At 41.3% G+C, this 20,555-nt stretch carries 16 protein-coding genes; 9 read left to right on the top strand and 7 right to left on the bottom strand.

Annotated elements, in window-relative coordinates; all coding sequences use genetic code 11:
* Window positions 1–500 precede the first annotated feature (500 nt).
* A complete protein-coding gene (locus HC179_RS18740) occupies window positions 501–929 on the bottom strand; it encodes a YwpF family protein (protein ID WP_168865724.1) in 429 nt (142 codons plus the stop codon).
* A 316-nt stretch (window positions 930–1,245) separates the two neighbouring features.
* Here HC179_RS18740 and ssb point away from each other — a divergent pair, with 316 nt between their 5' ends.
* Complete coding sequence (ssb, locus tag HC179_RS18735) at window positions 1,246–1,791, top strand: single-stranded DNA-binding protein (RefSeq protein ID WP_168865723.1); 546 nt, start codon at window positions 1,246–1,248, stop codon at window positions 1,789–1,791.
* A gap of 270 nt (window positions 1,792–2,061) precedes the next feature.
* Here the strand turns inward: ssb and HC179_RS18730 are convergent, their stop codons facing one another.
* Window positions 2,062–2,463 carry a helix-turn-helix domain-containing protein gene (locus tag HC179_RS18730; RefSeq protein ID WP_168865722.1) on the bottom strand — a complete coding sequence of 134 codons (402 nt, stop codon included), beginning with the start codon at window positions 2,461–2,463 and terminating at the stop codon, window positions 2,062–2,064.
* A 231-nt stretch (window positions 2,464–2,694) separates the two neighbouring features.
* Between HC179_RS18730 and HC179_RS18725 the strand changes: the two genes are divergently transcribed.
* Both HC179_RS18725 and HC179_RS18720 read left to right on the top strand, forming a co-directional pair.
* A complete protein-coding gene (locus HC179_RS18725) occupies window positions 2,695–3,189 on the top strand; it encodes a hypothetical protein (protein WP_168865721.1) in 495 nt (164 codons plus the stop codon).
* Window positions 3,190–3,273: 84 nt separating this feature from the next.
* Window positions 3,274–3,804 carry a VanZ family protein gene (locus tag HC179_RS18720; RefSeq protein WP_168865720.1) on the top strand — a complete coding sequence of 177 codons (531 nt, stop codon included), beginning with the start codon at window positions 3,274–3,276 and terminating at the stop codon, window positions 3,802–3,804.
* A gap of 30 nt (window positions 3,805–3,834) precedes the next feature.
* Here HC179_RS18720 and HC179_RS18715 read toward each other — a convergent pair whose 3' ends face one another.
* The 3 genes from HC179_RS18715 to HC179_RS18705 all read right to left on the bottom strand — a co-directional run bounded on the left by HC179_RS18715 (window position 3,835) and on the right by HC179_RS18705 (window position 9,874).
* Window positions 3,835–6,648, bottom strand: a complete 2,814-nt coding sequence (locus HC179_RS18715) for a DEAD/DEAH box helicase (protein ID WP_168865719.1) — start codon at window positions 6,646–6,648, stop codon at window positions 3,835–3,837.
* Entirely contained in the window at window positions 6,641–8,194 is a 1,554-nt protein-coding gene (locus HC179_RS18710) for a hypothetical protein (protein WP_168865718.1), read from the bottom strand. Before HC179_RS18710 ends, HC179_RS18715 begins: the two co-directional genes overlap by 8 nt.
* A gap of 1,122 nt (window positions 8,195–9,316) precedes the next feature.
* Window positions 9,317–9,874, bottom strand: a complete 558-nt coding sequence (locus tag HC179_RS18705; protein ID WP_168865717.1) for a BsuPI-related putative proteinase inhibitor — start codon at window positions 9,872–9,874, stop codon at window positions 9,317–9,319.
* A 221-nt stretch (window positions 9,875–10,095) separates the two neighbouring features.
* Between HC179_RS18705 and HC179_RS18700 the strand changes: the two genes are divergently transcribed.
* The 4 genes from HC179_RS18700 to HC179_RS18685 all read left to right on the top strand — a co-directional run bounded on the left by HC179_RS18700 (window position 10,096) and on the right by HC179_RS18685 (window position 13,111).
* Window positions 10,096–10,881 carry an N-acetylmuramoyl-L-alanine amidase gene (locus tag HC179_RS18700; protein WP_168865716.1) on the top strand — a complete coding sequence of 262 codons (786 nt, stop codon included), beginning with the start codon at window positions 10,096–10,098 and terminating at the stop codon, window positions 10,879–10,881.
* Between the two features lie 132 nt (window positions 10,882–11,013).
* A complete protein-coding gene (locus HC179_RS18695) occupies window positions 11,014–11,331 on the top strand; it encodes a hypothetical protein (RefSeq protein WP_168865715.1) in 318 nt (105 codons plus the stop codon).
* 87 nt (window positions 11,332–11,418) lie between these two features.
* Complete coding sequence (locus HC179_RS18690) at window positions 11,419–12,024, top strand: class D sortase (protein WP_168865714.1); 606 nt, start codon at window positions 11,419–11,421, stop codon at window positions 12,022–12,024.
* 316 nt (window positions 12,025–12,340) lie between these two features.
* Window positions 12,341–13,111, top strand: a complete 771-nt coding sequence (locus tag HC179_RS18685) for a tyrosine-protein phosphatase (RefSeq protein ID WP_168865713.1) — start codon at window positions 12,341–12,343, stop codon at window positions 13,109–13,111.
* A gap of 56 nt (window positions 13,112–13,167) precedes the next feature.
* Here HC179_RS18685 and tagU read toward each other — a convergent pair whose 3' ends face one another.
* Window positions 13,168–14,094, bottom strand: a complete 927-nt coding sequence (gene tagU / locus HC179_RS18680) for a polyisoprenyl-teichoic acid--peptidoglycan teichoic acid transferase TagU (protein ID WP_168865712.1) — start codon at window positions 14,092–14,094, stop codon at window positions 13,168–13,170.
* A 153-nt stretch (window positions 14,095–14,247) separates the two neighbouring features.
* Between tagU and HC179_RS18675 the strand changes: the two genes are divergently transcribed.
* Entirely contained in the window at window positions 14,248–15,051 is an 804-nt protein-coding gene (locus HC179_RS18675; protein ID WP_168865711.1) for an SGNH/GDSL hydrolase family protein, read from the top strand.
* A 93-nt stretch (window positions 15,052–15,144) separates the two neighbouring features.
* On the opposite strand, the gene HC179_RS18670 is transcribed toward HC179_RS18675, so the two are convergent.
* Complete coding sequence (locus HC179_RS18670; protein ID WP_168865710.1) at window positions 15,145–15,534, bottom strand: hypothetical protein; 390 nt, start codon at window positions 15,532–15,534, stop codon at window positions 15,145–15,147.
* A gap of 405 nt (window positions 15,535–15,939) precedes the next feature.
* On the opposite strand from HC179_RS18670, the gene HC179_RS18665 reads away from it, so the two are divergent.
* Window positions 15,940–20,526 carry a cell wall-binding repeat-containing protein gene (locus tag HC179_RS18665; protein WP_240948585.1) on the top strand — a complete coding sequence of 1,529 codons (4,587 nt, stop codon included), beginning with the start codon at window positions 15,940–15,942 and terminating at the stop codon, window positions 20,524–20,526.
* The last annotated feature ends 29 nt before the right edge of the window (window positions 20,527–20,555 follow it).

Raw genomic sequence — 20,555 nt, 5'->3', positions numbered from 1 at the left:
ATTACGATCTTTCTTGGTCATACCGATCATCCCCCCAGTTAGTTAAAATAATTTTAACAAGAAAAAAACTAAACTGCGAAGTAAAAGTCGTACGCTCTTTTACTTACACAGTTTAGTTTACAAGACCTGATTTTCAGTGCTTCAAAAAGTGTTCGGACAAGCCTGGGAGGGGTTCGGACACTTTAACGTCATTTTTCAACATGGTTCAGACAACTGTTTTGCTTGTTCGGTCAACTTCCAGGTGGGGTTCGGCCATTTGAAAAAATCGTTCGGACAACTATTAGGAAACTTCGGTCAACTTTGCAAAATCTTCGGTCAACTTCCCGAAAACTTCGGTCAAAATCAGTAAAACTTCGGACATTTGCCTCAAAACCACCTAAAATGACACCGAAATCACAGACTAAATGCGAAAAGGGTCAGACCCCTCTTTAGTGCATTAACGCACAGCGGGTCAGACCCCTCTTTATCGCTTTATCAAACTAAACCAAATCACGCCGTCATCACTTACTCTTCTCTAGCACCGGTTTTTCTTTTACTTTGTTTTTGAAGGCATTTACAAGTTCGTCGCCGGAATAGCCTTCTTCCACAAGGCGCTCGAGCAGCTTTTCGTGGTAGTTGGTGTTTTTTCGGAAGAGCTCGCCTTCGAACAGGATGCTCATTTTGTCTTCCATCACTGCCACTTGGCGGACGATGACCTCAAAGGAAGCTGGATCATTTGTCGGTTTAGAGATTGTCGCTTGAACATGAAGCATTTCTTCATTATCACGGAAACCTTCATATTTTTCCGGCTCGCTTTTTGGCAACAATGCTTCAATCAACCAGTTTTCTTTTCCGTACTCTCTATTGATAATCAATCCGTCTTGTAAATCCAGCTGTTCAACTTCTTCGCCATGTACGAGGGATAATGCAATAAGTTTGAACGTTTTCATGATTTTCCTCCAACGGGTAAATTTTTTGGGTGCCTTGCAACGACCCTAACCTGTACCAATATTTTGTCTTATTATAACATAAGCGCAAGGAAAGATACCCTCCTCTAAGATAAGACGAGAAAAAAATCTCTCCTATCCCTAAATTCATTTTTCGACAACAAGCCCACTCCCTAAAACAAGATTTTCCCTTAGAAGAAAATACAATTTTACTTTTATTATCCACCTTAAAATTGGAAAACCTTCATTTTACCTACCTTAAATAAGCAGTTATGATAACGGGGCAATACGAAATTTGTAGAAAAAAGGAGGGAGAATAGTGATTAACGAAGTGGTGCTGATTGGTCGGATGGTGAAGGATCCTGATCTTCGTTATACGAGTGATGGAACACCTGTAGCAAGCTTCCGGCTTGCTGTTAATCGTAATTTTAAAAATCAGGAAGGTGTTTATGAGGCTGACTTTGTCTCATGCACGGCATGGAGAGGTATCGCTGAGACGACTGCGAATTATTGTCGAAAAGGTGCACTTGTGGCAGTCACAGGTAGGATACAGACTAGTCGATATGAATCAAAAGATGGAACGACGGTTTTTGTTACCGATGTGGTAGTGGACAATGTGCGGTTTCTTGAAAAAAAGAAGGAGGAAAAACCTACCGCGCCCCAGATTCCGCCGTTTCCAGAAAAGCTGGACTCGACAAGGGAGCATAGAAGGAACGAAGTGTTTGAGCAATCTCCGCCTCTACCGGAAAACCTGCAGATGGAAAATGTCCAAAGTCGACCGTCTACTAACCACTCGTCACAGCAGCCATCAGAATTTCCAGACTTCCCGACACAACCGTCGACCCCTGAAAAGGTGGGAGTGTAGCTAAAGTCATGTAAGGTCATCTCAATAACGAAAAACATTCAGCTTATCAAGTAATCTATATTTTACCTATAAAGCAAAGGGCTCCCCTCCCATATTTGCTTTAGCCTTTCTGAAAAAGGCAACTTGCGGAAACAAGCTGCCTTTCTTTTTTTGCTTATCAGCAATTTGCAGAGGATAAGCCCTCTTGGTCCCTCTAGAGAGAAGATTTGCCTCTTTGTTCTCCATTCCTTGGTGCCAGCCTTTACAAGGGTTGGCTTTTTTTGCCCAAACTCACTTATTGACATAGATACCCATCATGTCCTCCATCACTTTTCTATCTGTGATGCTCATGTGGGTGTACTTATGTAGGATGTCCTTGAAATAGGGGTGTTGCTTTATATAGTCCACAATTTGCATGAGTTCTTCATCAGCTTGGTTAATTTGGTAGAGCTGGTTGAATTCCTTTACATAATGTTCTTGTTCGTAGTGGTTTCCTACCAGGTAATCAATAGAAACCTTGAAAAGCTTACTTAGTTCTATAAGTGTTTCAATGGGTGGGACTTCCTTTTCAGTTTCCCATTTGCTGATGGTACCGTGCACCCTGTTCAGGCGATCGGCAAGATCTTGTTGCGACCAGTTCTTCTGATTACGAAGGTATTTAATGTTTCTCGCTAAAAAGGACGTGTTCATCATATCTCCTGCCTCTTTTCCGCATTTCTTTTAACGTAATGGAAAAGAGAGGGAGTGGTTGTTCTCGTCTGGAACAAGATTACTTATTGTTCCTAAACGGAACAATGTCGAATATTGCAAAATAAAGAGGAAGAATGAGAATAGGAAAGAATACCCAGAGAAACGCATAGAATCGTCTAATTTCCTATATTTTCTATAAAAAGTAAAATTATCTATAATTAGGAGGAGTGAACGATGAAAGAGGGAGTGGTGGATGTGGCTGATTTTAAGTTAACTACGGTAAGTTTCCTTCCTAATACGGAAGGTCAGAATCATGATGGACAAGATTATTTTATTTATATAAAAGAACCAAAGGATGACTATACATCAGCACCCAGATCCTCTTTCTTTGATGCATTGGAAATATCTAAGGAGGCATCGATTAAGAATGGTAATTGGCGCTGCATTTCAACGAGTTCCAACCAGTCTGTTGAACTGCATTTTCGTTCTTATGCGGATAAAAGGATTATTTCCGTAACCATCAACCTTCCAAGCTACCAACTTGATATCTCTTCATACGCTTGGTACAGACAGCGTAAAGCCTTTCTTAAGTTAGAATGCCCGGAACAAGTCTGTCAGGATTTAGTAGAAGGATTATTACAAAGAATTTTCGTCAAATACAAAGGGAAAACCGCCTATCTAAGTTTAAAGCAATCAAAACGAGGAGTGACCAGTAAGAATTTTAGTTGAAGGGTATAAGGCATGCCTAGATAGGACACACCGTAATTAAGTGGAATTTTTTTGGCTCCTAACTCAATTACGGTGGTGGCTCATATGAGAAATAAGAGGATTCTATATTATCTGTTTCTGGCCTTTGGCTGGATTGTCATATTGTTCTATCTGTCTTCCATGTCCTATGCAGAACAGGATATCAGGCCATATTTGCAAATGCTTGTGGCAGAGGAACATATTGCTGCTGTGTTCGCTGGAGTGGAGATTCCTTATGTGAATAACCAAATGAGTGTGGAAAGTATGGGAGCGTATCAGTTTGTGGAATTCCTTTTTCGAAAAGGAGCCCACCTGTTTTTTTATAGTGTTCTTGGTTATTTGCTTGTCCGATACTTTGCCAGTTCCTTAGGAAGAAAGTATTGGAGAGTGTTTCTGTTCAGTTTTTCTATTCTCCTTGTTATTGCGATGCTGGATGAATTTTTGCAATTTCACCACCCGGACAGGAGCGGGCATTGGGCGGATGTGGGGTTGGATGCGATGGGTGGATTGAAGGGGATTATTACCGGATTTTTGTCCACTTATATTAAGAAGGGTAAGAAGGAAGGAAAGCAAAAAAGCGCAGACTCATCTATGTAGATGGGGGCTGCGCTTTTTTAGTCTATTACCTTATCTCAATGTCAACAAATCCCGCAATTCCTCATTATCAAGCTCCGTAATCCAGCCTTCGCTCGTAATGATCTGATTATTCAGGGCCTGTTTGGATTCAATCATAGCATCGATTTTCTCCTCCAGCGTACCGGTTGCAATAAACTTATGAACGTGGACAAAACGGCTCTGGCCGATCCGATATGCTCTGTCGGTTGCCTGATTCTCCACGGCTGGATTCCACCAGCGATCATAGTGGATAACATGATTGGCGGCTGTCAGATTCAGCCCGGTTCCGCCAGCCTTCAATGAAAGGACCAACACATTAAATTCCCCGTCCTGGAAATCTTGAATCAATTGATCACGTTCTTTTTTGACCACACTTCCATTTAGGAATCTTCCTTTTTCCCCGAGTGAGGATTCCAATGCGTCAATAATCATATTCCCCATGGAAATGTACTGGGTGAAGATAAGACAGCTTTCTCCGCGCAAACGAATTTGCTCTACCAGTTCCACCAGCTTTTCCATCTTACTGGAGCGTATCAAGAGATTATCTGGGGTTTCCTCTTTTAGATAAAGGGCAGGATGATCGCAGACTTGCTTCAACTGCCCAAGCATTTTCAACACGAGGCCGCGACGTTGGATACCGCCTAACTCCTCCACCTTATCTAAAGTTTCTTTTACTAACTGTTCATAAATAGAAGCCTGTTCAATGGTCAGTGGACAGTACTCTTTTTGCTCCTGCTTGGCAGGGAGGTTCAATGCCACCTGTTCATCCTGCTTCGTGCGGCGCAATAGGAACGGTTGAATAAGCATTTGCAATTGCTGAATCTTCTTTTTGTCCTGATCCTTCTCAATAGCCAATACAAATTGCTTTTGGAAGGAGCCTAACGACCCTAAGTATCCTGGATTGATAAAATCAAAAATCGCCCATAGTTCTGACAGACGGTTTTCCATAGGGGTACCAGTCAAGGCGATATGATGGCCACCGCTCAAATTTCGAACAGCCTGGGATTGCTTCGTGTCAGCGTTCTTGATGTTTTGTGCTTCATCCAAGCAGATGGTACGCCAGCCGACACTTGCCAATTCCTCTTCATCAAGATGAGAAATCGCATAGGAGGTCAACACGACATCTGAATTCAAAACGGCCTCACGGAAAATAGATCCTTTGCCACGATTAGGTCCGTAATGCAACATAACTTCCAAACTTGGAGCGAATTTTTCCAGTTCTTTTTGCCAGTTTCCAAGGACAGAAGTAGGACAAATAATGAGAACAGGCGGTCCGTCCGGCTCCTTTTCCTTGCATGATAGGAAATAGGCGATAAGCTGAATGGTTTTTCCGAGTCCCATATCATCTGCAAGACAAGCCCCGAAGCCATGTTCCCTTAAAAAGGTCAACCATGCTGCACCTTGCTCCTGGTAAGGTCTTAGCTCGCCTTTGAATGTCTCAGGCACCTCAAAAGGCGGGATGTCTTTGCCTTGATAGAGTTGTTCAATCAAACGCTCGGCAGATCCGGTCAGTTCATAGGAGATATCCGGAATCGAATAGCTTCCCCCCGCATCAGCATCATCGGGAATGTCACCGGCCATGCCAGCTGCATTGCTTTTCAACAGATCCTCCATGCGGATACCGTTCTCTTCTGCATGCTTCATCATCCGTTTTATTTCTTCAATAAATCCTGGATCCAACACGACCCATTCGCCTTTAATCTGTACAAGGCGGCGATTTTCTTCTACAAGTGCGAGGAACTCCTCTTCGGAAAGCTCCGTATTTCGAGTGGAAAAGCGCCATTCAAAGTTAACTAAGGACTGCAAACCAACAAAAGATTGAGAATGGCCGCCGCCTTTCTTTGAGCCGTTCACTCTTGCTTTCACTTTAATTCGAGAATCCTTGATGGCTTGCCACCATGGCGGTAGAAAAATGAAGCTCCCAATTGCCAACAGCCTCTCGCTGCCATCTACAAGGAAACGCCAGGCATCTTCTTCCGTCAGATAACTTCTGATCTGTCCATTTGAAAAAAGTGAGGGAGTCAACTGCTGCCACTTCTTAAATCCGCGATTCACTTCTTTTTTGTATTTTTTATAAGAAGGAGGGAGGCTATCCTGTTCCCACACATATAGTTCTTCAGTTTTCTTATCCTTCAGCAGGGTTTCCAGTTTCCAGTCTTGTTCCCCTTTTTCAGGTTCTAAAAGGCGAAGGCCCAGCTTGAATGGTGTGGTATCTTTCGTCCATCCAATGTCTCGAAGCCAGTCTTCTTCATCCACATACTCCACCAGTGATCCTTCCGTTGCTAATTGCCGCGGATCTTTTGTGTAGTCCATCCAGTATGTCTGGAGATACCCATCCTCATTGCGTTCCATCCAATCCTTCATGATGGCGTCCAACCATTCTTCCATTTTGCCGGCATAAGAAGGGAGGAGAGGATTTTGTGCGATCATCTCTTGTCCTTCCTTTGTTAGTGAAAAGGAAAGTCTCCCTTCCTGCCATGCTGCAAAACTCGGTTGAAAGGCTCTTTCGTTCAACAGGTCAGCAACAGCTGGAGCAATTAGGCGATATTGTTCCGATTGATCACACCACTCCAACTCAATAAAAGAGTTCTCGGTATTGTTGGCAAAAAGTTCAAGTGCGTCACTGGGATTTAAAAAAATCCCAGAAACGCCATCATAGGTGGATTCCTCTAGGATGGAGCCGAAATAAGATCCCTCATGCCATGTAAAGAGAAGGGGGATAAATCGTGACGGTGGCAGAACGGAGGAGCGGATTTTTACATATAGAAAAAATTGATTCCGTTCCTCCAAATAATTTGATTTGGCAAATAACGCCTCATTAATCATAACTAAATCTTCCCTTTTTTAATTCTTCTTGGAAGGAGCGGAGTCGCTTCGTTCCTTCTTTTAGTTGCAGTAAATACTGAAGCCAGATGTCTTCCAGTTTCTCTTTTTTATAAAGACTATGTAATGTTTTCAACAGCGATGTCGCTTCTTTATAAGCGGTTTTATTGCGCTGCTCCAATGCCTTGTTTATCGCCACATGATAGAGTGGGAAAAGCGCATAGGCATCCGTTTTTTTGATTTCTTTCAACTTATAAGCTTCCAAACCGCTTAGCTCAAAGCCCATCCAAAGCTGTAACTCCACCCACTGGCGGTAGTTCTTGGTTTCAAACAGGTACCATTCATATTCTCCGTAACTATATGGCATCAGTTTGCGCATTGCTTCCTTATATAGTTTATCTTGCCTTGTTTCCATTGCGTACTCCGTCAGTAGCTTGAGCAGGTGCTTAGTCAGCTGCCTTTTCCGGTCATAGGTTGGTTCTGAATGGATATAGGACGTCACAATTGGCAACGAGACAGCTAGCCAGCTCTCCAACCTGTCCTTAGCCTTGTTGAAGACCAAGGATTGTAACCAATGGAAAAGATAGGGCGCGTACTGACTGCTGTTTCTTTTAACCAGCTTCAATGCCTCTTCATCTTTTTTCTGTAAAAATAATAAATGTGTCTTAGCCAACTCGGCCTGAAGGGAAGTGTCACCCTCTAGCTCTTTCAGCTCTGAGGACATCCAGTTGCGACGTTGGAAAACATCATTCCAAGTGAATTGATACACATAAAACATTTCCCTTATAAAAGGCTCGTCTTGTTGCAACAGCGTTTCTCGAATCAGTTGCCTGCTTTCTTTCAGCAAGGAGTCGAGTTGGAAGGCGATGGCGCTATGAAACAAACCTTTTGATTCTTCTTCCACCATATCTACAAAACGATGTAGAATATCTGCGATGTATTGATATGGCTGTGAGCTATCATAGTTTTTGATCACCTGCTTCATACAATAGAGGGAGGCGTGTAATAAAAATAATGGACGTATTTCCGCCTTCTTAGGAGCCTGTGTGCGCAGTTTAGGAAAGAACGCGTGTGTCAGGCCGGTAAGATAGGTTCGTTTACTAGGAATGGAGCTTTTATATTGCTGATGCTGATAGTCCACAAATTCAAGCCAGCTAGAAAGAGAACTGTCTTCATAACTGGTTGCTTCCTTTTTAATGGTTGCCGATGTAAGGCTTGGAAGGATGTTTTCCGCGCTTTGTTCCTTCCAGCCGTCGATAAGCGAGGCAATTGTTTTGGATTGTGACCATACGGAAAGAAAGGTGGCTAGCTGATGGGGGCAGAGGGTCGTTGCGCCGCATGAGCATCTGCTGAGGTCACCGATTTCTTCGTCGAGCAGGACGTGTTTTTGGCCGTTGTCTTGGACTTTTCCGGTCATGGTGGAGCCTTCATGGTAGGCGTGTATGACGTTGCCTTGACGGAACAGTTTTAGGCCTTCTTTTAGGATGTTTCTGTTGTTGTCGTTTGTGAGTGGGTATGTATTTATCAGCCATGCTGCGAACTGTTCCATTTTTTTCACCATCCATTATTGTTTGAAAAAGTGTGTCTTCTATAACTCCCTGCTGCCTTGAGTTCCAGGTGTTCGCTTTCCTAGGGACGGTGCTTGAGCCTCCTCGCTTCGCTGCGGGGTCTCAAGCTACCGCTATCTCCCTCAGGAGTCTCACACCTTGCACTCCAGGCAGCAGGGGAAATTGGTTGTGGAAAAGTGTGTTCCAATAACTCCCTGTTACCTTGCGTTCCAGGTGTTCGCTTTCCGCGGGACGGTGCTTGAGCCTCCTCGGCTTCGCCTGCGGGGTCTCAAGCTACCGTTATCCCCCGCAGGAGTCTCACACCTTGCACTGCAGGTAGCAGGGGAAACTGGTTGAGAAAAAGTGTGTCTGAATAACACCCTGTTACCTTCCGTTCCAGGTGTTCGCTTTCCGCGGGGCGGTGCTTGAGCCTCCTCGCTACGCTGCGGGGTCTCAAGCTACCGTTATCCCCCGCAGGAGTCTCACACCTTGCACTGCAGGTAGCAGGGGAAACTAGTTGTGGAAAAGTGTGTTCCAATAACTCCCTGCTGCCTTTCGTTCGAGGTGTTCGCTTTCCTAGGGGCGGTGCTTGAGCCTCCTCGCTACGCTGCGGGGTCTCAAGCTACCGCTATCTCCCTCAGGAGTCTCACACCTTGCACTCCAGGTAGCAGGGGAAACTGGTTGAGAAAAAGTGTGTCTGAATAACACCCTGCTGCCTTTCGTTCCAGGTGTTCGCTTTCCGCGGGACGGTGCTTGAGCCTCCTCGGCTTCGCCTGTGGGGTCTCAAGCTACCGTTACTCCCCCGCAGGAGTCTCACACCTTGCACTGCAGGCAGCAGGGGGGACTGGTTGTGAAAAAGTATGTCTCCATAACTCCCTGTTACCTTTCGTTCGAGGTGTTCGCTTTCCGCGGGGCGGTGCTTGAGCCTCCTCGGCTTCGCTGCGGGGTCTCAAGCTACCGCTATCTCCCGCAGGAGTCTCACACCTTGCACTTCAGGTAGCAGGGGGGACTGTTGGAAAAACGAAAAGGTCTACTTCATCGCGTAGACCTTTTCCGGGAAAATCTTCTTATTCTATTATAGGTTTTTTGGAAGGCAGTTACAACCTCGTGACATTAGGTCCTTCTTATTCGACAGTGAAGGTTTCTTTTGCTGTGGCGTGATGGTTTGCATCCGTAAGGATAAATTGGATGGTGTATTCTCCAGGTGGAAGGTCTGCAGCCAAGTCACTGTAGGAAATAGGGTATTCCAATGCTTCTCCTGGTGATAAAGTCATCTCTTTTATGGCTTGGGTGTACATCATTCCTTCTGACAATTTTTTAACTGCACTGCCTGATTCGTCGTATACCACATAATCGTATTCCTGGCCGGTAGAGAAGTAGATTTCGGCATCTTCCTCATGGTTATTCGTAACTTTAAAAAGAAAGTCCCCGTCTTGGCGGTCAACATGTACTTCAAGTTCTTCTTTGTTTGATTCGTTTGTTTCTAGCTTTTTTCTTGCCTCTTCTTTTGATTTGATAGGATCACTGGATTCATTTGGATCTGCAGGAGAATCTACACCGTTATCTTCACTTACTGGTGCATTTCCTTCTGTTATGTCGGGACTGTCCTGGGAAGAGTCTCCCACAGTTCCACATGCAGTCAATAACAGGAAGATTAATAGTGATGTTGTTATTTTATACATATACACGCCTCCGTTTTTATGGTTTGGACTGGTAAAATGGGGTGTTTCCGCCTTTTCCACAACTATATATGTCCCATACCCCTCTTTGAATAGTTAGACGGTAAATTATATAAAAGGTTACAGAGGGGCGGAGAGACCACAGCCTCTTTTTGTCATAATCTACACACAGGGCATATGATAATAGTGCTAATGGTCTAAAATTGTAGAAAGAGGTGGAATGTTTGAGGTTAGTATTAGACGCAGGCCATGGTTACAGTACTTCCGGTAAGAGAACACCCGATGGGATGAAAGAATATGAATTTAATAGGGTAGTCGCCCAATATACGCGAGAGGAATTACTACGCTTTCAAGATGTGGAGGTCTTGTTCACCCACTCAGATGATAGGGACGTCCCGTTGCAAGAACGTACAGATAGAGCAAATGCCTGGGGGGCTCAAGCGTTTGTTTCCATCCATGCAAATGCCTTTGGAAATGGAGGTTGGAATACTGCTCAAGGAATAGAAACATATACTCCTATAGTTCCCTCCCAAAATTCCGATCGCCTCGCCAATTTGGTTCATCGCAGGCTCATCCAAGCAACGGGTAGGAGAGATAGAGGTATTAAATCAGCCGATTTCTATGTTCTCCGCGAAACAACGATGGCCTCCATCCTGTGTGAGTGTGGCTTTATGACGTACTACCCTGAAGCTCAACTTTTAAAAACGGATAGTTACCGTAGAACGTGTGCCCTGGCCATTGCAGGTGGATTAGTAGAATATTTCAATTTAAAGCTGCTACCAACATCACCATCAACAAGAATATATAAGGTTCAAGTAGGAGCATTCCGTGCAAAGGAAAATGCGGATAGTCTTGCAGCAGAACTCAACACAAAAGGTTTTAACACTTTCGTTTTCAAAGAAGAAAACCTCTACAAAGTACAGGTTGGAGCATTTTCTGAAAAAGAAAATGCAGACTCCTTTGCTGAGACAATTAGGCCTCAAGGCTACTCGGTTTTTATCAGCACTTAAGGAGCCCCTTGCTAGGGGTCTTTTTATTTCGACATTTATTTCTAAAAATAAGGAAAAAAACAGGGAAAATGTACTTATATATCGAAATTAATAGAAAGATAAAAGAATGTTGATTTATAGGGGGAAAGATGAATGAAAAAAATCGATTGGCAATCCATATTTAAGCGTTTCATCAACTTTATCTGTTTTGCACTATCGCTATTATTTTTAATTTATAATATCAGTATTGTGGGATTCTTTTATTTACTTGTCACCTATGGGGAAGCTCAAGGTACCATGATTTATTCCATGATCAGCGTCGCGGGAATTCTTTTGGTCATTATTCCGCTTGTGTTTAAGTTGGCGAAAGTTAAATTCTATTACTTTGCCTTATTGTGCCTTCATTTTATTGCTGCGTTTTTGCCTATCATGATGAGGAACATGTCTGGTGTTTTTGGGAAATTATTATAATTTGTCAGATTCTGTGCAGTTGATGTTTTTCTAAAATTAGGTAAAATAAGTAGAGAAGAAAAAATATTTAAGAGGTGACAGTAAACTTTGAAAAAGGGAATGATAGTGGCTGTTCTGTTTGTCTTAACCGGTATTTCCTTTATTGGCTACGGCCTATTTGAAAAAATTAGCATGGATAGAAAAACGGAGGCGGCCCTTAAAGATGCGGTTTCGATCACTAAGGGAATGGGCGGTAAAGACGTACCAGATAAAAAAGAACGCCCGAAAAAACCTGATGATTTTGCACCTGAAATTGGAGAGGTAGTAGGACTGTTGAAAATTCCAAGACTTGAAGCGGAATTGCCGATTGTTGAAGGAACGGACCCTGCAGAGCTGGAAAAGGGAGTAGGCCACTTTAAAGGTGCATCTTTTCCAGGTGAAGAGGGACAAATCGTGTTTTCCGGCCACAGAGATACTGTTTTCCTTCGCTTGGGAGAACTGGAAATCGGTGATAAATTCTATGTGAATATGCCATACGGGGAATATATGTATGAAATCTATGATTCTAAGATAGTAGATGAAGATGATAGAACAGTTATTACCTTACAAAAGGAAAAGGAGGATCTGCTCCTAACCACATGCTATCCCTTTACCCTTACTGGAGCGGCGCCTGAAAGATATATTTTATATGCGAAACCTGTTGATTCAAGATGAGGACACCCATTGAGGTGTTTTTTATTTTTTCTTCTATCGGCAAACCGCAAAAATTATTAATAGTATAAAAGTAGTTATTTATAAAAAGCTTTTATTATCGAAATTATGCGTAATATAGAATGAATAATGAATATTTATTTATATTAATATAATAATTTCTATATCTAGCATTTAAGCGAAAAGTAAGAATAATGCTGACTCTACTTAATTCGACAAAATTCACCCGTTCTCAAGGTTTCTCTTCTATGATAATATAATAGTTATCGATATAAAGAACGATGGATGGTGCAAAAGTACTATATTTGGAGGGGAAATAATGATTGATGTTCATTGTCATATACTTCCGGCTGTGGATGATGGAGCAAGGCATATGACCGAGAGCTTAGAGATGGCCAGGGCTGCTGCAAAAGAGGGTATAAGAAAAATAGTTGCAACTCCTCACCATAATAATGGGCAATATATGAATTCAAAAGAAGAAATTTTAGAGAAGGTCAAGGAGCTTAATGACCGCTTGGAAAAGGAAGGTATTGACATAACCATCCTGCCTGGACAAGAGTGCCGCATTTCAGGTGAACTATTGGATCAGTACGAGAGAAATGAACTACTTACAATAAACAATACAGATAGATATGTATTCATTGAACTTCCTTCTAGCCAGGTGCCACTTTATACGGAAAAAATTATTTATGATGTTCAATTAAAGGGTTTGACACCTATCATCGTTCACCCAGAGCGCAATGCAGAATTGATAGAAAACCCTGAAAAGCTATACCAATTAGTAAAAAAAGGCGCATGTACACAAGTGACAGCTTCGAGTGTAGCTGGGAAGTTCGGGAAAAAGATTAAAAAGTTTTCTTTAGATTTGATTGACGCTAATCTTACCCATCTTGTTGCATCAGATGCGCATAACCTTAAGAGTAGAAGTTTCCAGATGGCTGAAGCATTCAAAGTCATAGAGAAAGAATGTGGGTCAGAGGCAAAGTATCTCTTAATGGAGAATGCGGAACTGCTAGTAGAAGGATCGATGATGATGAAAGAAATTCCTGAGAGAATTAAAAAGAAAAAGTTATTCGGACTTTTAGGTTGATTTTAGATATTTTAAATATTAAAGAGGGCTTCCGCTATTAGGGAGCCCTCTTTTCATTAGTTATTGTTCGCAACTTGAGAATCAAGTTCTAGGTGTTCTTTTAATTGTTTTGAGATGGAGAGACGTTCTTCTTCTGGTACTATTAAGTAATAAATATTATCAATTCTAGTTCCCGAACCTGTTATTTGATATTGAGTAAGATTATGCCTTGCATCTTTATAGTTGGTCTGAATATCAACCATTTCATCAAAGGTCAAATTAGTGCGTACGTTCGATCCGAGGACATCTAGAATATCATCAATTTTTGTGATGGATGAAATGTTCGCACCTTTATTAATAACACCTTGAATAACATCACGCTGTCTTTGTTGACGGCCAAAATCGCTATCAAGTGAACGCATTCGAGAAAAGCTAAGGGCTTCTTCCCCGTTTAATTCAATTTCTCCCAACGGAAAATGGTGGCCATTTTGGCTGAATTCTAGTTTGTTATTTATCGTAACCCCACCGACAGCATCTACTATATCTTTAAAACTTTCCATATTTACTTGTATGAAGTAATCAACTGGGATATCCAAGAAATTCTCTATTGTGGCAATAGACATTTCCGGTCCTCCAAAGGCATAGGCATGATTAATCTTGTCTTCAAACCCTTTCCCGATTATTTCTGTTCTTGTATCACGGGGGATGCTAACCATTTGTATGGACTTTTTATTTGGGTTTACTGTCAAGAGAATCATGGAATCCGAGCGGCCTTTATCTCCAGTTCGTTCGTCTACTCCAAGAATTAAAAAAGATAATGGATCTCTCTTTTTGAAGTCTATTTCCGAAGTTCGTTTATCCGAATTAGAACGTTCCAACGGAGAATGCATAGAAGTTGCCGTGTTTTCCAGTGACTTGTATACACTATAGGTGAAAATTCCTAAACTAATTGTTACGATGCCAATAATACTCATTAAAAGGACAAACCATTTCTTTTTTAGCATTGCACTCTTCCTTCAGCTTCATAGTCTTATTTTTTGATTATAGGGTGTTTATTATTTTTGTACAATACATAAATAGACAATTGTTGTTAGAAATGTAACTAATTATATAAAATGGTCAGAGGTTATAGTATATTTGTTATGAGGTGGTAATAGATGAGATTAATTTTGACACTAGTGATTTTAGTTTGTTTTAGTGCGCTAGTATACGGGAATTTTCATTGGAATGACAAATTGGCTTCAGCTGTAGATAGAGAAGAAGCACATTTGTTAGTAGGCGGTGCGGCCAAAAGTGAAAAAGAGGCTGAATTAGAAGAAAATAAAATGACAGTAGATGACTTTTCCAATCTCCCATCAGAAAGTGCAGAATTTATTATTGAAAAATTTAATAAAGATGAAGAAATTGAATTAGTTATCATTGGATCGGAATATACAATAGCAGGAGAGCAGTCTTGGAGTACCATGTTTAAAGAAAAGATGGAACATACATATGAAAGGTTGTTTAATATAACAATAATTGATATTCCAGGTGGAGCTACTACAGAGGAGGTCATTAGTAATGATCTAATCAACAAAAATTTGACCGTTACACCGGATTTTGTAATTTTAGAACCATTCCTGTTAGAAAGCAATGGCATCATAGATATCGAACAATCCCTGAATCATATCTCAACAATGATCGATGACATTAAATTATTGAATACAGATGTCTTCATCTTTCTTCAGCCTGCACAGCCCCTCCATAAGGCTATTTATTATCCTACAGAAGTAGAAAAATTAAAGAATGTGGCAAAGGAGCAGGAACTATTCTATATTGACCATTGGAATAACAACTGGCCTGATTATCACTCAGATGAATTTTTAGAGTACATAATTCCAGATACTATTCTTCCAAATGAGAAAGGGCATCTAATCTGGGCTAACTACATTCTTCGCTTATTTAGTATTGAAGAAGGCTGATGTAACAAAAAAACTTGCAGACCAAAGCTTAAAAGTCTAAGCTTTGCTGCAAGTTTTTTTCTATATCATTTTAAAAACTAATTCTAATTTGCACTAGATAGTAATTGCATTTATCCAAAGTATAAATGACACAATTAAAATACCGATGAATATGTATGAGATAATTTTCCCAACCTTTGAGCGGTTGGTAATATGCTGAATGAATAGGAAGGGAATGAGTATCCATGGGATAATTAGTATAATTGTGAGCATGTAACCAACAATTGAAGTGGTATCTATAGCCAATTTGAAAACAAATGCAGGAATAATGGTTAAAAGCGGGCTTAGGCAAGTAAGAAAAATTAATCGAAAACCATATCCATTCATGACGGCATTAAGTTCATCCCAGTTCCACTCTTTGAAGTGTTTCGAGGTTTTTGTAGCGAAGCTATAATTCCTGATATTTTTTAAAAATGGAAATACTTTGTTGGTGATTACAGCCATAAAAATCCCCCTCTGACATCGTTTCTATCATTCTATGAGTAATAGTGAAAAACTATGATTGTATTTGCGAAAATATTGTTTATTCTACCTTTACCCTATTGTCATATTATTAAAACCAAAAAAGAGATATAATCAACATTCTATTAAATTGGGTATTTCTACATGATAGTCAATAAAATAATTGTAATATTGTAAAATTAGAGAAGAAAATGTAAAAAAAGAGAAATAAATAGTTTGACTATTTAGTAAATTGGCACTAAACTGTAATAGTAAAAATAAAAAATGGGGAGGGGAATGATCTAAACATTTGTAGTCTAGTACCTATATATCTTTATACATAGGATTGTAGGTTTATAGAACTAGAGAGTTGCAGATTATTTTCAATTTTCGATAGGGGGAAAAAAGTTGAACGTTAAGAAAATACTTATGTTAATGATGGTCTTTCTTTTGGTGTTCTCTAATGCTGCTTTGGCTGCTTCGCCATTAACAGCACCTGATAGAACAAAGCCTGTTACGACGAAGAACGGCGAACTCGCTTTGACTAAAGCGGAAGCTGAAAAAGAGCAGTACAAATTAGACGATAAGGTGCGTATTATTGTACAGGTGGAAGGTGCACCGGCAATAGAATATGCAACAAAAGAAGGAAAAAAATATGCTGACCTTTCTGAAGCGAAGAAAATAGAACTTCAAAACAAAGCTTTATCTGCTCAAGAAGCAGTTAAAAGCCAGTTAAGCTCCAAAAGGTTAAAAGTGGACTTCAAAGAAAGCTTCACGACTGCTTTCAACGGATTCAGTGGAGTTGTCGAATATGGCAGAATCGCTGAAATCGAGAAAATTTCAGGTGTTTCCAAAGTGACGATTGCTACAGAGTACCAACGTCCAGTGGAAGAGCCGAACATGAAATACAGTAAAGAGCTTGTAGAAGCCCAAATGGCTTGGGACGAATACGGCTATGACGGTGAAGGAATGATCATTGGTATCATCGATACAGGTGTTGACCCTAGTCATAAAGACATGGTTTTAACGGATGACTCTTCAGCTGCATTATCTAAAGAAGCAGTGAAAGGCTTCATTTCGGACAATGACCTGCCTGGTATGTACCATACTGCAAAAGTTCCTTACGGCTATAACTATATGGATAAGAACCAGGAAATCCTGGACCTTGGACCTGGTGCTTCTCATCATGGTATGCACGTAGCAGGAACTGCAGGAGCAAACGGTGATGAGGAAAACGGTGGTATTAAAGGAGTTGCTCCTGAAGCGCAACTATTAGCGTTAAAGGTTTTCGGAAACGATCCTGACATGGGATCCACTTGGGGCGATATCTATATCAAAGCAATCGATGACTCAATCATCCTTGGTGCTGATGTCATCAACATGAGTTTAGGTTCCACGGCTTCTTTCGTAGATGCCAACAATCCTGAACAACAAGCTATTGCAAGAGCGGTGGAAAATGGTGTGGTTATGGCCATTTCGGCAGGTAACTCTGCTCACTTGGGTAACGGGTTCTACAACCCTTATGCTTCTAATCCAGATGTTGGAGTTGTCGGGGCACCTGGTTTATCCTACGATTCTTTACAGGTAGCTTCCCTTGACAACAGCTTTATCGACCTTGATGCAGCTCAATCTTCTTTTGACGGAGAGGAAGGGGACATTCATCCATACCTTTCTGCTAGCAGTGTGCATCCTAATAGTCTTGAAGAAGAAACATTTGACCTTGTCCACGTCGGTGGTAGCAAAATTGGTGTGAAAGCTGACTGGGAAAATGGTGATTACGAAGGTAAATTCGTACTAGTTAAACGTGGGAACACGTTTACTGATACTGCATTCAATGCACAAGACGCTGGTGCGGCGGGTGTTATTGTCTATAACCATTCTGAAGGTTATGTAAACATGGCTACAGCCGATGGTATCCAAATACCTCAGTTGTTCATGCTGAAAGTAGATGGAGAGCTATTGGCTTCTAAGATTGCAGAGGGTGTTGAAGTGACACTTTCCTTCACTGGAATGGAAACGACAGCTCCTAACCCGACTGCTGGAAAAATGTCTGATTTCACGTCTTGGGGTCTAACTCCAAACCTAGATTTCAAACCTGAAATTACAGCACCAGGTGGAAATATCTATTCCACTATCCAGGACAACCAATATGGAGTGAAAAGTGGTACTTCCATGGCTGCTCCACATGTAGCAGGTGGATCTGCCATCGTCCTTCAACGCGTTGATGAAGAATTTGCACTAGATGGCAAAGATCGTGTTGAACTTGCTAAGAATATCATGATGAATACTGCATCTCCAGTTCAGGACAAAGGGAGAATCCAAGGTATCTTCGGATTTGACAACCCTTATTCCCCTAGACGTCAAGGTGCAGGACTTATGCAACTCCATGCTGCTTTAAGCACTCCTGTAGTGGTTACAGAGAAAAATACAGGAGAAGCAAAGGTTGCACTTAAAGAAGTAAATGATCAAATCAGTTTTACACTAAAAGCTGAAAACTTTACAGATGAGGCTGTAAGTTATGATGTATCAGCTAATGTACAAACAGATTTGGCTCTATTCGGCCAATTGGGATATGATGCGAATGTATTGGAAGCCCAAGAACTTGATGGGGCAGTCGTTACGATCAATGGTGGGAATACAAATGTTGAAATCCCTGCAAATGGATCGGTAGAATTTGTTGTGGAAATCAACTTAGCTAATGCCAAGGTATTAAATAGAAATGCGAGTGCATATGTAGACCCTGAGACAGTTTTCCCTAACGGTTACTTTGTTGAAGGATATGTATCACTTTACAACGAAGCACTTCCTGAGCTGACATTACCATATGTAGGTTTCAATGGTGACTGGAATGCTGCACCTGTATTGGACGAGCTTGCTTATGATGATCACAACTCTTTCTATGAAGCAGCTGCTATGCTTTATGCGAAAGGTGAAGAATATTATTACCTAGGATTCAATCCATTCACTGAAAAGAATGAGAAAGCAAGAATTGCTATTTCTCCTAACGGTGATGGTGAGCAAGATCAAATTATTCCTTACCTTTCTTTCCTAAGAAATGCGAAAGAAGTTAAGTACAATGTTCTTGATGAGAATAAAAAACACTTACGAACAATCAGATCTGAGAAAAACGTAAGAAAGAATTACTATGATAGAGCACTTAATCCTATGGCTACGCTTAAAGCTGCTTTTGCCTGGGACGGGAAAGTGAACAAACAAGTAGTAGCAGACGGCATGTACTACTATGAGATTGCACCAACAATCGACTATCCAGGAAAAGATGCACAACAATTCCTTGTTCCAGTTATTGTTGATACTGTAGCACCTACATTAGAAGCATCTGTAGATGGAAAAGTCTTATCCTTGAATGCTGCTGATGAGCTTTCAGGCTTGTCTTACATCGAAGTATTGGTAGATGGAGAGTCCTTGTTCATCTTACCGGGAGATACTGAAATGTATGAGTTCGAAAATGGTCTTCCTGTCGGAAATGTAACAGTAGTGGCAGTGGATAATGCAGGAAACGTTTCTGAAGCTGTTGAAGCGGGAGTGAACGATGATGCGAACCCTGTTATTACAGTACTAACTCCTGCAACATTCTCTGTTCACAACACTAGTGAAGTAGAAGTTGCGGGTACAATTTCCGATGAAACAGAAATCGTTGAATTTACAGTGAATGGTCAAGAAGCTGAATTAGGTTGGGATGAAGAAAAGTCCGTCTATACTTTCAGCACAATCGTTACATTTGAAGATGGTGCAAACCCTATTAATCTAGTTGCAATCGACGCTGCTGGAAACGAGCATTCCTTATCTAACAGCCGTATGATTTTCGTTGATACAACTGCTCCAGTATTGGAAGTAGATGTAGATACAGAGGTTGGAAGTGATGTGGATTCAGTTAAGTTGACTGCTAAACTTTCTGACAATGCCGAAGAATTAAGATACTTCGTAAATGGAAGTGAAGAATTCTTTAACGAAATGCCTGGTTATGATATGGTACCTTACAGCACGGAAGTTTCCACTATGGTTTCTCTTGAGCCTGGTGAAAATGTATTCCATTTGGAATTAGTCGACCTTGCTGGTAATGTAACAGAAGAAGAAATTGTTATTAATAGAAATATGGTAGATCGTATTTCTGGAGCTAACAGTCTTGAGACTTCTGTTCAAGTTAGTGAAGAAGGCTTCGAGTCTTCCGATGTTGTTGTACTTGCACGTCATGACAACTACGCGGATGCTTTAGCTGGTATTCCTTTGGCTAAAAAATTCGATGCTCCAATGCTATTAACAAGAACTGCCGCTTTACCAGATATTACGATGGCTGAAATTGAGCGTCTTGGCGCTACTACAGTCTATATCCTTGGTGGAACTGGTGCAGTAAGCGCAGATGTTGAAGAAACGCTTGAAGCGGAAGGTATTACTGTTGAGCGTTTATCTGGTAAGAGTAAGTTTGAAACAGCTGTAGCAATTGCTCATGAAGTTGCTCCTGATGGTGCTACTGAAGCGGTAGTTGTAAACGGTAACCACTTTGCTGATGCTCTATCTGTTGCTTCATATGCAGGTGATAAAGGAATGCCGATTCTATTGACAACTCCTACTAACCTGCCTGCAGCTACTGAAAAAGCGATTGCTGACTTAGGTGTGGAAAATACGGTAGTAGTTGGTGGAACAGCAGCAGTATCTGCTGAAGTTGCTGCTAAGCTTCCGAATCCAGAAAGAGTCTCCGGAAAAACGAAGTACCAGACTTCTGTTGAAATTGCGAAACACTTTAACGAAGGTGCAACACACTTCTATGTTGCAACTGGTAACCACTTCGCCGATGCACTTTCCGGTGCGGCACTTGCTGCTAAAGAAAGCACAGGAATCCTGCTTGTAGGGAAATCCGTACATGCTGACTTAGCGACATTTATCGAAGAAGAAGGCGTGGAAACTTTGACTATACTCGGTGGTAAGAATGCAGTTTCTGTTGAAGTTGCTGAACACCTTGCAAGTCTATTAAAATAACTAGGATTAAATAAGGCCGTCCAGGATAT

Origin of the sequence: Bacillus sp. RO1 (assembly GCF_012524115.1) — a bacterium.
Classification (GTDB): Bacteria; Bacillota; Bacilli; order Bacillales; family Bacillaceae_I; genus Sutcliffiella_A.
This window is presented reverse-complemented; position numbering and strand designations above follow the sequence as displayed.

Excerpts from the sequence above, each read along its gene's own strand:
- HC179_RS18730 (WP_168865722.1), bottom strand. The coding sequence starts at position 2,463 with ATGATGAACACGTCCTTTTTAGCGAGAAACATTAAATACCTTCGTAAT.
- HC179_RS18725 (WP_168865721.1), top strand. The coding sequence starts at position 2,695 with ATGAAAGAGGGAGTGGTGGATGTGGCTGATTTTAAGTTAACTACGGTA.
- HC179_RS18675 (WP_168865711.1), top strand. The coding sequence starts at position 14,248 with ATGAGATTAATTTTGACACTAGTGATTTTAGTTTGTTTTAGTGCGCTA.
- HC179_RS18710 (WP_168865718.1), bottom strand. The coding sequence starts at position 8,194 with ATGGAACAGTTCGCAGCATGGCTGATAAATACATACCCACTCACAAAC.
- HC179_RS18670 (WP_168865710.1), bottom strand. The coding sequence starts at position 15,534 with ATGGCTGTAATCACCAACAAAGTATTTCCATTTTTAAAAAATATCAGG.
- HC179_RS18740 (WP_168865724.1), bottom strand. The coding sequence starts at position 929 with ATGAAAACGTTCAAACTTATTGCATTATCCCTCGTACATGGCGAAGAA.
- HC179_RS18695 (WP_168865715.1), top strand. The coding sequence starts at position 11,014 with ATGAAAAAAATCGATTGGCAATCCATATTTAAGCGTTTCATCAACTTT.
- HC179_RS18685 (WP_168865713.1), top strand. The coding sequence starts at position 12,341 with ATGATTGATGTTCATTGTCATATACTTCCGGCTGTGGATGATGGAGCA.
- HC179_RS18705 (WP_168865717.1), bottom strand. The coding sequence starts at position 9,874 with ATGTATAAAATAACAACATCACTATTAATCTTCCTGTTATTGACTGCA.
- HC179_RS18715 (WP_168865719.1), bottom strand. The coding sequence starts at position 6,648 with ATGATTAATGAGGCGTTATTTGCCAAATCAAATTATTTGGAGGAACGG.
- tagU (WP_168865712.1), bottom strand. The coding sequence starts at position 14,094 with ATGCTAAAAAAGAAATGGTTTGTCCTTTTAATGAGTATTATTGGCATC.
- HC179_RS18720 (WP_168865720.1), top strand. The coding sequence starts at position 3,274 with ATGAGAAATAAGAGGATTCTATATTATCTGTTTCTGGCCTTTGGCTGG.